This is a genomic window from Terriglobales bacterium, assembly GCA_035764005.1.
Lineage (GTDB): Bacteria > Acidobacteriota > Terriglobia > Terriglobales > Acidobacteriaceae > Gp1-AA112.
Window position 1 is genome coordinate 17327 of record DASTZZ010000070.1, and the last position, 15322, is coordinate 32648.

Consider the following 15322-nt stretch of genomic DNA (forward strand, 5'->3'; position numbering starts at 1 on the left):
TGTTGTCCACCTTGTGGCGGACAGCAGGTCCCCCGCTCCGCACAACAACTCGCAGAAGAAGCCAGTCACATGGCGGCGAGGCGAGGGATGACAGTAGCGATAACTGTAATCGCTACCGAAACTCCCGCGCGGCAAAATGGAGAACGCCCGGTTACGCCATCACCATCTCGCGCGCCGTAAGCTGTCGCACTTTCGCACGCCAGGCGAACACGAGCGCCGTCCCAATCACCATGAGCGAGATTGCCAGCGCAGCCCACAATCCCAGCGCGCCAAGGTGACGTGAGAATCCGAGATACACACCGAGCGGTAATCCAATCACCCAATACGCGACAAATGAGCTGAACATGGGAATGCGCGTCTCACCTGCGCCGCGCAAAGCGCCGGTCGCAACGGTCTGAAGGCCGTCGAAGAGCTGAAACGCGGCGGCGATGAACAACAGATTGACTCCGATACGCATGACTTGCTTGTCCGGCGTGAAGACGCTCACGATCAGATGCGGAGCCAGCACCAGCACCACCGCCGCACAACTCATGAAGAATGCTCCCATCGCGATCGCGGTCCAACCTGCGCGGCCTGCTCCGGCGGGATCGCCGCGTCCGATTCCTTGCCCGACGCGTACCGCAGCCGCGGAACTAATCCCCAGCGGCACCATGTAGGTGAAGCTCGCGCAGTTGAGAGCGATCTGATGCGCCGCGACCGAGGCCGCATCGAGCCTCGCGATCAGCGCGGTGACCGTGGCGAAGACTCCAATCTCAAACAGAATCTGCGTCGCCGCCGGCAGACCAATGCGCAGCAGCTCGGCGATGCGTCCCAAATCAGGATGATACGGCGGCTGAAACAACGGTGATCCCTGTCTGCGATGCTGCCGCAGCACGGCAACGAATAACACCGCGGCCATGTACGCGCGCGAGAGACACGTGGACCATCCGGATCCCGCCACGCCAAACGCCGGCGAACCCCAGTGTCCGTAGATCAACACCCAATCGCCGACCGCATTCACGATGTTGGCCGAAACCAGCGCGAACGTCACCGGCTTCACTAGATCGACGGCCTGCAGATATCGACGAAACGCAAAATAAAGCAACAGCGGCGGCGTGCTCCAATTCATCGCCTGCAGGAAGGGAAGAGTCTGGTCGAGTACCCCAGGATTAACTCCCATATTGGGAAGTAGCTTTCCGGTGTACCAGATGAAGAGCATCAGAACCGGCGTGAGCGGCAGGACGATGTAGAGCGCGTTGAGTAGAGAATGGTTCGCGTCCCGCAGATCGCCGGCGCCGAACGACTGCGAAACTTTTGTGTCGAGCGAGTATAGAAGGCTTCCACCGAAAATCGCCGCTGTATAGAAGATGACGCTGCCCAGGCTGACTCCGCCGATCGCCTCCGCGCTGTTGTGCATATGGCCCACCATGATCGTGTCCACGATGCCCATCGCCATCCACCCAACTTCGGCAAGCACCAGCGGCCACGCCAGCGTAAACACAGCCGGAGCCTCAGCGCGGAACTGGCGAATGGAATTGCGGAGCATGAAATAAGACTAGCAGTCGGGGATGAGCGGTCGAGTCATGGGTGGCAGGCGGCAACGTCCATGCAGTCCATGGTGTCCACTGCGTCCATTCTGGACTCAGTGGACTAAATGGACTAAGTGGACTGCGGAGCGCCGAGTTCCGCCTAGTGATTCGAGAACAGCCGCGCAAGCGCGAATGCCGCTGCCGCCGCGAGTCCGCCGGTCAATGTGGTTTGAATCGAACTGCGCAGAGGCGACACTCCCGTCGCGCGTCCTTTGATGTACCCGAAGATGGCTAGGGCAACCAGCGTGATCAGCACCGACCAGGTGAGCGCCGAATAGATATTGTTGAGCACGATGTAGGGCATGAGCGGGATAAATCCGCCAAAGACGTACGACGCCGCGATCGTGGCCGCGCTGTTACGCGCGCGCTGCGGCTCAGGTTTCTCCAATCCCAATTCGAAACGCATCATGAAATCCACCCACGCTTCGGGATTGCGCTTCAGCGCGTGCAACACCGGCGTGCTCTCTTCTTCGCTGACGCCGTAGGTGTGGAAGATGTCGTAGATCTCCTGCTCTTCATCGCGCACGCGCTCCACAATCTCGCGCTCCTCGCGCTGGCGCTCGCTCTCGTAATGTTGCGCATCGCCCTTGGCGGCGAGATACCCGCCAAGTCCCATCGCAATCGAGCCGGCAGCGATCTCGGCCAGCCCGGCGAGCACGATGAGTTTCGTAACACTGACCGCTCCGGTAAGACCTGCAGCCAGCGCGAACGGAACCGTGAGCCCGTCGGCCATGCCGATCACGATGTCCCGCACCAGATCGCCGGAGGAGAAATGCTGCTCCACATGCATGACTTCAGTCTGTTCATGCGCCATGCGCATAAGAGTAGCGGAAAGAAGAAAATTTCGCGATTGCGTGATTTGGTGTGTGGGGACCTTCCTGCGCAAAGGTCCGGCACCGCCTACAATCGCAACCTTCACGATACTGTCATCCCTTCGACCGCGGCGATGCTTTCAACCAAGTTCGAGTGTTTGTTGTTGCGGTCGAGGGGATCTGCTGTTTCCAAGCGCGTTCTGAACAGCAGGTCCCCCGCTCCGCAAATCAAATCAATTCAGGTGCAAACATCCTCACGTCGGAGCGAGGGATGACAATGTCTTAGATTGATTAGAGTTTCGTTCGATCAAAGGAAGAATCGGCAATGAGCGAGTTTTGCCGAGTTCCGAATGCTGATTGCCGACTGCCGATTTTAGAACCACGGATTATGAGACCGTCGCTCTAACTGGTCTGATCCGTCGTTCGTGGCTCATTTCTGCCGAGTCATCAGGGTAGTTGACCGAGGACAGCATTACCGATTTGGGAATGCGCTGTCAATGGCTGATCCGTCGTTCGCTGTGGAAAACTAAAGTCGGCATTCGGCACTCGGCATTCGGGCATTCGGCCATTCGGCCAAACAACAGCACCAGACCGGTCTCAAGGAATTACTGGATTACACGGATAGTTCAGACGAGCAAGCAACATAGCTGCCGCTCATTGTGGCGAGAACCGCCTCCGAGGGAGCTTCATTCAGCGCAGGTCGTCCACTCGGTCCATCGCGTCCACCGAGTCCACCACTCACAAACACGCGATTGCTTACTCAACAACCCCAGAACAATCCGTGCAATCCGTGCGATCCGTGTCGTGTGTTGCTTTTGGCTTTGCTTTCAGCCGAGTGCCGACAGCCGAATGCCGATTGCCGTTTTCCCGCCGAGTGCCATTTTCCATCACCCGCCCGGCAGCAATCATGTAGTTCCGCCCATCGAACGCTGCTTCGACTGCGCAGCGCTTTGCGTAGTCGCTCACCGACGTGTAGTGCTGCTGCATGCGCACGCTGATGTGTCCGGCCATGCTCAGGATTACCGGAATGGGAACACCGGCTTCGGCCATGCGTGTGATTGCCGTGTGCCGCAGATCGTGAATGCGCAGCCAGGGAACGTCGGCGGCCTTGCGTACTTCGTTCCACGGCTTGCGTATCCCGCTGTTGCTCATCGGCTGCGCGGGATCCCACAGATTCGGCGAGACCCGAAACGGCATCAGGTAATGGCTCGCGCCGGAGCAGCCGAGCAATTGCGCGCGCTCAACCAGACGGTGCGCCGCCCAGACGGCTTCGTCGTGCATGGGAATAGTGCGAATGCGATAGCGGTTCTTCGCGTTCTCGCGACGAATATGCAGAACTTTGCTGAAGAAGTTGAGGTCTCCGATCTTCACGCCGCGCAGCTCGCAGTTCGACGCAGACGTTGCTAGCGCCAGCAGGGAATAGTGATAGATAAAGCTCCACTCGTCGCGACTGGCCGCGACTTCCAGAAAGAGCTTCTGCTCCTCCGGACTCATCGCGCGCGGGATGTCCGGCTCCTCGCGCTGCAGAGGCTCGTAGCAATCCTCGAGCTGCTGGCTCCAGGCACGCGCCCGCCGCATGATGCGCACCAGCGTCCCCAGTTCCTGATTGATCTTGTTCGGACCGCAGGTCTCAGCGCGCTCCTGCTGATATTCGCGCAGCAGCCCCACATGGATTTCCCGAAGCGGAACTTCGCCGAACTTGCGATTGAGCGCTCGCAGATACTGCTGCAGGTCGTGGAGCGTCCGCGGCGAGATATATCGCGCGCGGCTCGCCGGAGACATGGTGCGCGAGTTGATCCAGAGTTCTGCGGCTTTTGCAAAGGTCATCGAGGGGTCGAGCGGTTCGTACATGGTGAGCTATCCTGCCCTTCCGCCAGCGGCCGAGCGGCCGCCTGCTGCATGAGCGATCGTGGGGATCGCGTAATCTTTTCGGAGCCCGCGCTCGCCAGAACGCCGGCCGCCATGGAAGTCAGGCTATGGTATTCGCTATTTGTTCGTCAAGCTGAAAGATGTATCAGCGGAGTGTATGTATGTCTATTAGGCATTATATTAAAACAGCAAAACACGACACGGATCACACGGATGCGACGGATTACACGGATTCATATTTTATCGCTGCAGCGCAGGTGGTGCGCTGCTTCTCGGAATGCTCTAGGCCCAATGTCGAGTCATCAGTGAAAATCCGTGCGCTCCGTGTCGTGTTTTGCTTCTGGGCCTTTCGTTTGACGCTTCTTTCCCGCAAACCTTAGAATCGAAACAGCGATTCGGCTCACGCCGGACGTCTTCTGAAGCCACCTTCTTCAGGGTCTTCTCCAGACCAAAATTCCAGGTTATTTGTTGTGGCGGTGTAGCTCAGGTGGTTAGAGCGACGGTCTCATAATCCGTAGGTCGCTGGTTCGAGTCCAGCCGCCGCCACCAGTTCGGTAGTTGGCACAACCCATTGCGGAGTGCCGACTATGCACCACAAGCTGCAGTCTTCTTCCTCTAAGAACGACGGCAAAAATTCCGTCGTTCGCAAACAACAAGCAAAACCCAATCGTCAGAAATCGCGGGATCTTGATGCAGGCGCTCGATCCGGCCGGAGCGAGCGGAGAAATTCGAACCGTTCATCCCGTTCTTCGACTCGCGATTCTCGAACCGGTAAACAGAAATCCCGATCGGCACGGTCCGCCGTTGTTCGCGGTAAGCAAGCCCCGCGTGGAAAACGGCCGCACCGTGGAAAGGTCGAAAGTCTCGTTTCAGAACCGGTGGTTATAGCGCGAGATCGGGAGGTTCTTCATAAGGCGGCATTCCTCCGCTGCGAGGTGCCGCACTCTGCCGGACTCGATCCAACCGGCGGGCGCGCCTTTCCCTGCGGAGCGCGAGCCGAGGTCATCTGCGAGACCTGCGGCCCGATGTGCGCCGCCTGCGTCCAGGAGACCTTCTGCCAGGGCGGCGAGCACAAGCTCTCTCCGCTTCCCGAATCGGAACGGGAGCCGGTTCGTAAACAACCCAAGCGGCCAGTCAAGCCGGTGATCTACGTCGAATTGAAATGTCCCAAGCGCTGCCGCGTGCGGCTTGCTCTGCCGCAGACGCATCGCGTGCAGTCGAAGCGAAAGTGTCCAGTGTGCAAGACCATAGCGCCGACAAAATATCTCGCGCATGGCTTCACGCGCCGGCAGTTGCCATTCCACGAGGTTTGGACCGAGGAAGAGGACTTCATCAAAGGCAGCGAGCCAACCGAGGATCGCGATTTCAAACGACGTATTCCTTGGGACGGTCGCGAGAAGAAGTGGGAACAGAACCGGCGCCGGTAGGCGGGGGGCGGTGCTGGGCGCCGAAGCCCAGCACCGATGCAGCATCGAAGGTCTTAGTGCCTCCGAGGTGCCGCGGTTCCGTGCAACAGCTCTGGCCACCTCGCGCATCCCAATGACCATGGCAGCCCTCCAGATCGTCCGCGGAACAACTCCGTTGCCTGCTGATGTCGAAGAACAATTCCGCCGCGCCTACGGACGCGAGATGAACGAAACGGAACGCAAGTTCTACGGGCTGGAATCCGAATCCGCTTCGGATACGCAGTATCTGCCACAAGCAGCCTAGCTGCTCCCAACGCTTTCCCCGGCGCCCATTCTCCATTAGACTGTCTCCTCTTTATAAGCACGCGAAACCACCTTACCCGATCACCCGATGGCCCGATCACCCGATTCCCGACTGGCCCGATCCCCCGCTTCGAAATCGCCCGCCTCACTCGATCCCGCTCAACTCGCGCGCGAACTCGAAGACTTTCTGGCCACGGCGCCGGGCGCGTGCGTACTCGAAGATGGTGAGACGATCTTCGATTTCAGCTCGGCGAAGTATTCCATTTCGGGAGAGTGGGACAAAACGCTGCTGCACCTGTGGTCGCCGGAGCGGAACGCAGTGCGGCGAGTCGTCGATATCGAGCGTAAGACTGGACAGCTTCGTCTCGCAGCCCAGCGCTTCGGCAAAGGGCAACCGGTGTGGCTGGAGATCGTCGCCGAACGCAACGGACGTGCTCCGGCAGCGCAGCGGCAAGCGCGACTGCAATATCAGCGCCTGCTGAAGCGCGTGCTGGAACGCAATTTCCCAGATTGGAACGTCGAGGAGCTTACTTCGACCGCCGATCTCGAACGCAGCTTCAGTCCGGTGTATGCGCGCGGGCTGTTGCGTCGCGGACGATCGGCAGTGTCCGTCTTTGGCGTAAACGACTCCGAGCTGCAGGCTTCGATTGAGGGCGCGCTGACGTTTGCTCTGCTGTGGTTTCATCACTGCCGCGAGCGCGATCCGGCGCGCTATTTCGTCGAAGGGCTGAAGCTCTTCGTGCCCGAAGGACGCTCGGCGGTCGTGCACGCGCGCATGCATTACCTCGATCGCAACGCGGTGCGCTTCGAGCTGATTGAGTTTGATGAGCGCGCCGAGAGCTTGCTGCCACTCGACTTGTCGGACCAGGGCAACATCGCCACGCGTCTGGTGCGATGTCCGGAACCCGAGAAAGTACACGAGCGTTTCGCCGATGCAATTCAACGCATGCGCACCGTGGCTCCTAAATCGGAACTCGTGATCCTGAGCTCTAACGAACTCGCCTTCCGCTTGCATGGACTCGAGTTCGCTCGCGCTCGCACTGCGACCACTCCCGGCAGTTTTCAACGCAATGAAGAGATCGTCTTCGGCAGCGGGGCGCATGAGACGCTGCTTACTCCCGAATCGAAACCGCTATTTGAAGATCTCATGAAACGCCTGCGCGAGCTGCGGCGCGCCGACGGCGACAAGCGGCACGCGCTGTGGCGCATGCAGCCCGAGCGCTGGCTCGAATCGGAGGTGAAGCGCGAGGTCTCGCTGCTCGACGCGCGCCTCGATCCCACGCACGTCTATGCGCAAGTGCCGGCCTTCGCTGCGAGCGATCGCGGAATGATCGATCTGCTCGCCAGCACGCGCGAAGGAAAGCTCGCAGTTGTTGAGCTGAAAGCTGACGAAGATATACACCTCCCGCTGCAGGGACTCGATTATTGGTCGCGCGTGAAATGGCACCACGAGCGCGAAGAGTTTCAGCGCTTCGGATACTTCAGTGGAATAACGCTCTCGCCTGCGGCGCCGCTGCTGCTTCTTGTGTCTCCTGCATTGCATATTCATCCCGCGACGGAAACGGTTTTGCGCTACGTCTCTCCGGAAGTCGATTGGGAGTTAGTTGCGATTGATGAGCACTGGAGAGAAGAGGTGAAGGTGGTGTTCAGGAAGAGGGCGCAGAAGTCGCGGACAGCCAGGTTTATCGAGTGAAAGTGAACGGCAACAGCAAAAGCAAAACACGACGCGGATTGCGCGGATGGGACGCGGATCTCGCGGATTCCGGAATCCTTTACTCGTTATCGATAGCTCTTATCAGAGGATGGATGTTTTAGGCGAGCGTTTGTTGATTCATTCCTAATTCGTTCCGCGCTGATCCGCGTCCCATCCGCGCAATCCGCGTCGTGTTTTGGGGTTTGCTTTTTCAGTTCACGCGATTACCTCACCCACCCGCTACCGCGGGCGGTTCTGACGGCTCACCTCGCGCGATGCGCGAGATTCCGCGCACGATCCTTCTCAAAGGCAGTTCATCTGTGTAGCTGATGAAGATCTCGCCCTTCTTCGTCGGTCGGTAGTACCAGCGCTTGAGCAGCGCGAGATGATCGGCGACTTCGCCTCGCTCGGGCTTTCGCGCCGGAATTGCGTTGATCGCTTCTGCTACGCGGGATTCCAGCGTTTGCGGCTTCTGTTTTGGTTTACTTTCATCTTCGAGCGGCACTGGCGCCGCCAGATGTGGATGAGCGTACAGCGAGCTCGATCCCGAATTGGGATTCGCGTGCTGCATGCCTTGCACGTTGAACTGCACTGGGCCGTGCAGCAGGCCGTCGCGGAATTCGAACAGCGTTACGTGATCGGGCAGGGCAGAGCGCTGGACGATGACCGCGCGCAGTTGGTCGATGCGTCCGACGATCTCAGGGATTCCGTTCCACGGCTCTTTGGCTTTCTCGATTCGGGAATGGATGCTCGCAGCCTGCTCGAACTCGAGAGAAGCCGAGGCGGCGTCGCGTTCGGCTTCGAGTTGCGCAACGAGGGAACTGCCGTGGGAGTCGAGATATTGCTGAACGCGCGCGACCTCGTGGATGTACTCGTCGTGTGTGCAGCCGCCGAAGCACGGCGCGAGGCACATTTTCATTTCTGAGTACATGCAGCCGGGGAAGCTTGGATCCGGGTGAATGTTGAAGGTGCAGCGGCGTGATTTGAATAAATCGAGCGCGTCGTTCAGGAATTTGTTGGCTGCGGCTTTTGAGGCAAATGGGCCGTAGTAGATGGACGTAGTGGACGTGGTGGACTTAGTGGACTCCAGTGCGTCGGCCTTGCCCGCTCCGAAGTGTGGAATTCGGCCAAGCCGCCGCGTGAAATAAGCGCGCGGATATTCGTTTTCCCAGCCGATCTTTATCAGCGCAGCGGGAATCAGCTTCATGCGCTTGCGATAGGAGCGGGGGAACTGCTCGCGCAGCGCGCGATAGAGCAGCAGACGGTTTTCGCAGTCGGAGCCGGTGAGCGTGTACTCGATTGTGTGTGTGCTCGCGGCGAGGTTCAGGCGCTTGCTGTCCGGCGACGCAGGCGAGAGCAGGCGTTCGAGCCGCTTGCGCAGACTGGCAGCCTTGTTCAGATACGGTTCCGAATCGGGACGCTCGCCGCGCAGCGCGAAGATCGCCGGGGATTCGGGCAGGGAAGAGAGGGTGGCCGCGCCCTCGAAGCGGATTGAGTGTTGCCAGTGCATTCCCTTTCATTATGGGGTGGAAGCGATAACTAGGCTTCTCTTTTCTGTCATTCCGAACGCCTGCTTTTGGCGGAGGAATCGCTACGGACTGTCTTGCCGCTCGGGATTGCAGAACTTGTACCGCCGTTTCAATCGATAAGCAATCGCACGAGCCACCGGCATTTCAGTTCATAGGGATTCCTCACCGCAAAAGCAGCGGTTCGGAATGACAGAGAATAACAGGCTCACTCCAGCACCTCCATCCCACCCGCCACGCGCGCATGAGACTCGCCGGCGCGGAGGATGACTTTGCGCACGCTGATGGGACCCAGGATCTCGAAGACCAGAATTCCGCCGAGGACCACGACCGTGAGTTCGGCATCGAGCTGGGGATAGCGGCGGACTAGCGAGAGCACTAACCCGATCGCGAGTCCGGCGTGGGCGAGGACGGCAGGCCCAAGCTGGCGACGGACTTGCTTTGAGCTCTTTGCCAGGCGCGAGCCGAAGTAGGTGCCGATCAGCTTGCCGATGGCGCGGGCGACGATGTATGCGAGGCCGAGCAGGCCGAGTGATTTCAGCAATCCGAGCTGCAGGTGCGCGCCGGCGATGACGAAGAAGACTGCATAAAAAGGTGGGTCGGTGCGCGACTGCACCATGGCGAGGCGTCCGGTGTGGGCGGAGAGATTGGCAGTCGTCGCTCCCAAAACGAGACTCACGACGAGAATCGAGAGATTCAGGAACAGCGCCAGTCCGGCGCAGAGGAGCACGCAGCCGATCAGCAGGATCAGCGTCTCGCCGTGCTCAATCACGCGCGTGGACCAGGCGGCGAGCAGCAGTCCTACTAGATAGCCGAGCGCTGCTGAACCGATCAATTGCCAGATGACTGAGTAGAGCGTCGCGTAAAGGGATCCTCCACCGCCCATGCCGAGACGTCCCGCGACCTGCAGTCCTGAGGTGACCAGCAGAAAGCAGGTGAGACAGACGATGTTGTTGATGGCGATGGCGCCGGTGATGACCTGCGTGAGGCGTCCTTCGGCGTTGTACTCGCGGAGCACCATGAGTGTCGAGGCGGCCCCGGTCTCCATTGCTACTGTACCGAGGAGCAACGCGATCTCCCAGCGCTGTCCGAGGTAGAGCGCGGCTCCGGTCACCAGGGCAAGTACGCAGGCACATTCTGTGACCGTAATAATGACGATCAGCTTGCCGACTTCCCGGAAACGTCGAAATTCAAAGATGGAACCAATGGAAAACAGGATCAGCGCCAGCGCGACTTCGCTGAAGATACTGAGCGAGGTGAGGTTCTGTTGGTTAATCCATCCGAGAACCGAGGGGCCGACGATGATGCCGGCGATGATGTATCCCGTGACTTCAGGAATGTGAAGGAACTTCACCAGGTGCCCGGCAAGCAGCGAGAGCAACAGGATGAGCGCGATGGAGGAGAGTTCGTTCACGGTTGAATCCAGACCAGGAGTTCTCTTCCGGGACGCCAGATCACAGCCGACACGGGCGAGCTCACGCGATAGCTGCCGAGTACACGATTCACGCGATCCGGAGTCGCGGGCAAATCGGACACGCGCAGGATGATGTCATCGCTGCGAATGCCCGCTGCCGCAGCGCTGCTTCCTGGAGCAACGTGCAGCAGACGCATTCCGCTGGGCTCGAGTTCGAGCGCGCTTTGCGGCGCAGCATCGGGCGAAGCGAGTTGCACGGGTTTCATATTGGCAACGAAAACTCGTTGACTGCGGCGCACACGCAAGTTGAACGAAACGGCGTTCTGAGCGGTAAGGGCCGCGATGGTCTGATCGATATTGGCGACGTTTTGTCCGTTAATGCTCAGCAACGCGTCGCCCGCCTGAAGTCCGGCCGTATCCGCGGGCCATCCCATCCATAGTTCTCCGACGAGCACGTTGTTCGGAGGATTCGCCGTCACGCCGTTTGCAGGCGCCGCAGGGCTGAGCCGCATTCCATAGCGGGCAAGCAGCGTCGCCGAGTTTGCGTCGGTGAGTGCGCGCTGTATGTCTCCAATTCCCAAAATAGAAATCGAGTCATCGCACTGGGCGACGAAGCCTTGTAGGTTTCCCGCGAGATCGAAGACGCCGGCTCCGATCGTCATCGCTGTGAGAGGAATCGTGGTTTGCATTTGGCGGTGCAGAAACGGTCCGCAGTGAGCTTCGCTCATTCCGCTGAACACTCCGGGACTGACGAGCCCCGGCCGGTTGACGCCATCGGTCACCAGCAATAGCCAGCTTCCCTGAACGGGAAAAGCTCGCGCCAGGTTTGCAGGACTGAGGTCAGTCGAAGCCTGCACTGTCGCGGCAAGAAACGGAACTCCGGGAATCCAGTTGGCGACGCTGAGCGGATGCGGCGGGCCGTCTCCGCTGGTGAGCACGACGGTTTGTGGGAGGCGCCCCATCAGCTTGGGAGCAAGGATGTTTCCTCCGGGCAGGACGACGGCTCCCGAGCCCCACGGCCGCACGGTCGCGACCTGCGAGAACACGCGATCGGCAAGCGCGGAGAAATCCGCGGCGACGTTGCGCAGACTGTTGCGCTGCACGAGATCGCGAAGATTGTCGAGTTCAGCGTGAGTGACGGTGAGTTCCGCAGGAACGCGTTTCGTCGGAGCTGGTGGGGGTGTGGGCCGGAGCAGGAATCCGACCACAAGAATCAGTACAGCGACAGCAGCCAGGATGGCGACGTAACGGTGGCGAGCCTGCATCGGCAATCAGGGTACAACACGCGAGTGTGGTGTGTTTCACCTCGGAGACACGGAGGCACGGAGACAGAGCGGAGTGCCGCGTTGTTTGCGGCACGAGTGGGACTAGCCCGGAGCGCAATTGGTTAATTCCTCCGTGCCTCCGTGTCTCCGTGGTGAAAACGATTTTTGCGGTGACCTTTGCAGCCCTTGCTCGTCCGGTATTACAACAGCATAAGGAGACTCCTCGATGAGACGACATTTTGCAGTTGCAGTCACGATGATGTACGCAGCACTCGCGCTCACGGCGCAGCAACCGGACAAGAGCAAGCGTCCGAGTCCGCCGGGAACGGCTGAGGTCACGTTTGATGACGGAAAAAAAGTCACGATCGACTACAGCCGTCCATCAGCCAAGGGCCGCAAGATCATGGGCGGACTCGTGCCCTATGGTCAGGTTTGGCGGACCGGCGCGAACGAAGCAACGTCGCTCAAGACCGATACCGATTTGGTAATCGGCGGGACCACGGTTCCTGCGGGCAGTTATACGCTGTACACGCTTCCGCAAGAGAATTCATGGAAGCTGATCATCAACAAGCAGACCGGGCAGTGGGGCACCGTCTATGACCAGAGCCAGGATCTCGCGCGCGTGGACATGAACGTAACCTCGTTGTCGCAGCCGGTTGAGCAGTTCACGATCAGCCTGGATAAGAAGGGTGGCAACACCGCGCAGTTGAACCTGCAGTGGGAGAAGACGCAGGCTTCGGTTGAGGTGAAGGAGAAGAAGTAACAGAACCGGCGCCGGTAGGCGGTGGGCGGTGCTGGGCGACCAAGCCCAGCGCCGGATTCTCAATGATGCAAGTGCCCACATGAACTTCTAAGAATTCAACACCGCGTGGCAAGCCCGATGAGCATCGTGCTGCGCAGCCGCCAACGATGCGGCTGCCCCGTCGGCTACCGCCGCCAGTTCAGTCAAGCTTGGGCACGGGACCATCCTGGCCATTCACTACGTAATCGATGACACGCTCGAGTCCCAGTTCGGTCCACACGTATCTCTTGCTTCCGCCCTCCGACCACGGGCTGAACGTTCGCGACCACTCTCGATACTTCCTGAGCTGGCTCGTAGCATTCGCCTTTAGAGCATTCAAGATTCGATCGGGGCGATTGCTCTCACTCGACAGTACAACATGAACATGATTCGTGCGCACGTTGAGCGCTCGCAGTAGCCAAGTGCGCACTTCACAAGTTTGCCGGATCGCGGCGTCAACACAATTGCGTTGCGAGTCGCTCAGCGTGACAGGTTCGTGATTGAGTACTCGCTCGTTGCGCGCGCGCCAGTCCTGGTCCGGTTGAATCAATGGCGTTCCGTAGTAGTTGTGAAAACGATCCACCGCACCGCGTTCATCGCCATGCAGCCAAGTGCCGTAAGTACGGAAGGTGATGAAGTAAGCGAGAGGAACCGAGTCGCCCATCGGGCGGGCAGTGTAACAGAACCGGCGCCGGTAGGCGGTGGGCGGTGCCGGGCGACCGAGCCCGGCGACGGCTCGCGACAGCCTTGATCTCCTCGAATCCCGGGAATCACAATCGCTCGTCCCTCGATTTCCAAAACAGCTTGCCAGACCTCGCGTGCATCGCGCTGCGCAGCCGCACACACCGCGGCTGCCCCACCGCCTATCGGCGCCGGTTCCGTTGCGCGTGGCCGGTTTTGGCACTCTGCGTGCTCATCGCTTCCCGATTTGAAACTATTGACATTTCGCCCATTCGCGATAGCATCCGAATTATGGATGGGCGAAACCGAAGCGAAGTGCAGCACGAGGTCGAACTCCGAGGAAGCGGTTTGGCGCATGATTGAAGAACCTGCGCGCGACGTGGAGGCGCAGCACAGGGGCTGGGCTGAGATCAAGTCGCGCGCCAATGCATGCGGCGTGCGAAAGGCAAGTCGGCCAGAGAATTCGGCGTTAACGCCGAAGAGAAATGGGGTTAACGCCGTGGAAATTTCGGCGTTAACGCCGTGGAAAAAGAGGGGTTAACGCCGTGGAAAAAGAGGGGTTAACGCCGTGGAAAAAAGGGCGTTAACCCCAAGGCAGACAGGCATTCGGCTGGAGCTCTAAATCGCAGAAAATTAAGGTGTTATGATCCACGGGCGATACAAGCAATTCCGATCTAGTCGTTAACGCGTCGTGGCCGAGTGCCGGCAGCCGAATGCCGAGTGCCGCTGTTTCTGCACCAAAAAACGTCAGCCCAGGCCCTTGCATACGCAAGGAGGTGGTGTGATATAAATGAACTCGACAATAAACGGTTGGCAGTCAGCCGGGTTGAGTCTGGAAAGAAGAGGCGGAATATTGAATCCGCCGGGCTCCCTGGAACATCTGATATTGAAGCCGATTCAAAGGCAAACTCTGGCGCCTAGGCTAGAGTGAATTCAGGGCAGTTTCGCCGAGGCGAAACGTCCGGCTCTGAAGGGTTTTGCAAGTCGCAACGACCTCCGAAGAATAAAGATCTTTTCAGCAGCCCAAGCATCGGGCACGATGTCGCGTCGATACATGCGCGTCAGTACCGTTCCCGGTAGGGAATGGGTGGGTCTGGCAGGCGTTACGCGTTGGTGGTCTGACCCATTCGCTACCGCGAACGGTACCGACTTCTCGCGTCGCGATAGCGTCCTAACCAGTCGCCCCGATGTTCCTCCGCAGTTACCGCTGCATTTTGCGCGATGCGGATTGACAGATTGTGAACGGCTGCGGTAGGTTTGAAAGGTTCGTCTCTACGCGTCGGATTCGACCGTAGGAGATGCACAAGTTTCGAGGACACGCTGTCCGAATGGATGGCGGGTTCGACTGAAACGCACCGCTCAGGCGGACTGCGGATTTGGTCTTTGACAACAGGTTGAACGTGCCAGTCGTGAGATGGTTTGTTTACTCGTGAGAGTGAGCAGATCCTGGAACGCTTGAGTTGTAAGTTCAAGCGATCTCACAATGTATTGCTGTCCCGCCGTTGCAACGGCGCCACCCGCTATCGCAGGTGGTTCTGTCAGGCGTGGACAGCGGACTCGATCCCTCTTCTTCCGTCGAGGGGCGAGTCATCAGGTTTCAAACGAGAGTTTGATCCTGGCTCAGAATCAACGCTGGCGGCGTGCCTAACACATGCAAGTCGCACGAGAAAGTGGAGCAATCCATGAGTAAAGTGGCGTACGGGTGAGTAACACGTGACTAACCTACCTTCGAGTGGGGAATAACTTCGGGAAACCGAGGCTAATACCGCATAACATCTTTTGGTTGAGATACCGATTGATCAAACCAGTAATGGGCTTGAAGAGGGGGTCGCGGCTGATTAGCTAGTTGGTGGGGTAACGGCCCACCAAGGCGATGATCAGTAGCCGGCCTGAGAGGGCGCACGGCCACACTGGAACTGAAACACGGTCCAGACTCCTACGGGAGGCAGCAGTGGGGAATTTTGCGCAATGGGGGAAACCCTGACGCAGCAACGCCGCGTGGAG

At 59.1% G+C, this 15322-nt stretch carries 11 protein-coding genes, 1 tRNA gene and 1 rRNA gene; 6 read left to right on the forward strand and 7 right to left on the reverse strand.

What is annotated here, in order from left to right:
* Positions 1-151: 151 nt before the first annotated feature.
* The 3 genes from VFU50_11980 to VFU50_11990 form a co-directional block, all read right to left on the reverse strand.
* Positions 152-1525, reverse strand: coding sequence for an MATE family efflux transporter (locus VFU50_11980; protein HEU5233574.1), 1374 nt, complete (start codon positions 1523-1525; stop codon positions 152-154).
* A gap of 143 nt (positions 1526-1668) precedes the next feature.
* Positions 1669-2382 carry a VIT1/CCC1 transporter family protein gene (locus VFU50_11985; GenBank protein HEU5233575.1) on the reverse strand — a complete coding sequence of 238 codons (714 nt, stop codon included), beginning with the start codon at positions 2380-2382 and terminating at the stop codon, positions 1669-1671.
* 754 nt (positions 2383-3136) lie between these two features.
* Positions 3137-4231: a site-specific integrase gene (locus VFU50_11990; GenBank protein ID HEU5233576.1), complete on the reverse strand. Its 1095-nt coding sequence runs from the start codon at positions 4229-4231 to the stop codon at positions 3137-3139.
* Positions 4232-4721: 490 nt separating this feature from the next.
* On the opposite strand from VFU50_11990, the gene VFU50_11995 reads away from it, so the two are divergent.
* The 4 genes from VFU50_11995 to VFU50_12010 all read left to right on the forward strand — a co-directional run bounded on the left by VFU50_11995 (position 4722) and on the right by VFU50_12010 (position 7651).
* Positions 4722-4798 (forward strand) — tRNA-Met (locus VFU50_11995).
* 386 nt (positions 4799-5184) lie between these two features.
* Complete coding sequence (locus VFU50_12000; protein HEU5233577.1) at positions 5185-5676, forward strand: hypothetical protein; 492 nt, start codon at positions 5185-5187, stop codon at positions 5674-5676.
* A gap of 118 nt (positions 5677-5794) precedes the next feature.
* Complete coding sequence (locus tag VFU50_12005) at positions 5795-5959, forward strand: hypothetical protein (GenBank protein HEU5233578.1); 165 nt, start codon at positions 5795-5797, stop codon at positions 5957-5959.
* Between the two features lie 87 nt (positions 5960-6046).
* Positions 6047-7651: a hypothetical protein gene (locus tag VFU50_12010; GenBank protein ID HEU5233579.1), complete on the forward strand. Its 1605-nt coding sequence runs from the start codon at positions 6047-6049 to the stop codon at positions 7649-7651.
* A gap of 229 nt (positions 7652-7880) precedes the next feature.
* Here VFU50_12010 and VFU50_12015 read toward each other — a convergent pair whose 3' ends face one another.
* The 3 genes from VFU50_12015 to VFU50_12025 form a co-directional block, all read right to left on the reverse strand.
* Positions 7881-9161 carry an excinuclease ABC subunit C gene (locus tag VFU50_12015; GenBank protein HEU5233580.1) on the reverse strand — a complete coding sequence of 427 codons (1281 nt, stop codon included), beginning with the start codon at positions 9159-9161 and terminating at the stop codon, positions 7881-7883.
* 224 nt (positions 9162-9385) lie between these two features.
* Positions 9386-10591: a cation:proton antiporter gene (locus VFU50_12020; protein ID HEU5233581.1), complete on the reverse strand. Its 1206-nt coding sequence runs from the start codon at positions 10589-10591 to the stop codon at positions 9386-9388.
* On the reverse strand, positions 10588-11856 hold the full coding sequence (locus VFU50_12025; protein ID HEU5233582.1) for a PDZ domain-containing protein: 1269 nt from the start codon (positions 11854-11856) through the stop codon (positions 10588-10590). Before VFU50_12025 ends, VFU50_12020 begins: the two co-directional genes overlap by 4 nt.
* 226 nt (positions 11857-12082) lie before the next feature.
* On the opposite strand from VFU50_12025, the gene VFU50_12030 reads away from it, so the two are divergent.
* Positions 12083-12619, forward strand: coding sequence for a DUF2911 domain-containing protein (locus VFU50_12030; protein HEU5233583.1), 537 nt, complete (start codon positions 12083-12085; stop codon positions 12617-12619).
* A gap of 178 nt (positions 12620-12797) precedes the next feature.
* Here VFU50_12030 and VFU50_12035 read toward each other — a convergent pair whose 3' ends face one another.
* Positions 12798-13301, reverse strand: a complete 504-nt coding sequence (locus tag VFU50_12035) for a transposase (protein HEU5233584.1) — start codon at positions 13299-13301, stop codon at positions 12798-12800.
* 1614 nt (positions 13302-14915) lie between these two features.
* Here VFU50_12035 and VFU50_12040 point away from each other — a divergent pair.
* Positions 14916-15322 (forward strand): 16S ribosomal RNA (locus tag VFU50_12040); the annotation flags it as partial.

Excerpts from the sequence above, each read along its gene's own strand:
- VFU50_11980 (HEU5233574.1), bottom strand. The coding sequence starts at position 1,525 with ATGCTCCGCAATTCCATTCGCCAGTTCCGCGCTGAGGCTCCGGCTGTG.
- VFU50_11985 (HEU5233575.1), bottom strand. The coding sequence starts at position 2,382 with ATGGCGCATGAACAGACTGAAGTCATGCATGTGGAGCAGCATTTCTCC.
- VFU50_11990 (HEU5233576.1), bottom strand. The coding sequence starts at position 4,231 with ATGTACGAACCGCTCGACCCCTCGATGACCTTTGCAAAAGCCGCAGAA.
- VFU50_12005 (HEU5233578.1), top strand. The coding sequence starts at position 5,795 with ATGGCAGCCCTCCAGATCGTCCGCGGAACAACTCCGTTGCCTGCTGAT.
- VFU50_12010 (HEU5233579.1), top strand. The coding sequence starts at position 6,047 with ATGGCCCGATCACCCGATTCCCGACTGGCCCGATCCCCCGCTTCGAAA.
- VFU50_12015 (HEU5233580.1), bottom strand. The coding sequence starts at position 9,161 with ATGCACTGGCAACACTCAATCCGCTTCGAGGGCGCGGCCACCCTCTCT.
- VFU50_12025 (HEU5233582.1), bottom strand. The coding sequence starts at position 11,856 with ATGCAGGCTCGCCACCGTTACGTCGCCATCCTGGCTGCTGTCGCTGTA.
- VFU50_12030 (HEU5233583.1), top strand. The coding sequence starts at position 12,083 with ATGAGACGACATTTTGCAGTTGCAGTCACGATGATGTACGCAGCACTC.
- VFU50_12035 (HEU5233584.1), bottom strand. The coding sequence starts at position 13,301 with ATGGGCGACTCGGTTCCTCTCGCTTACTTCATCACCTTCCGTACTTAC.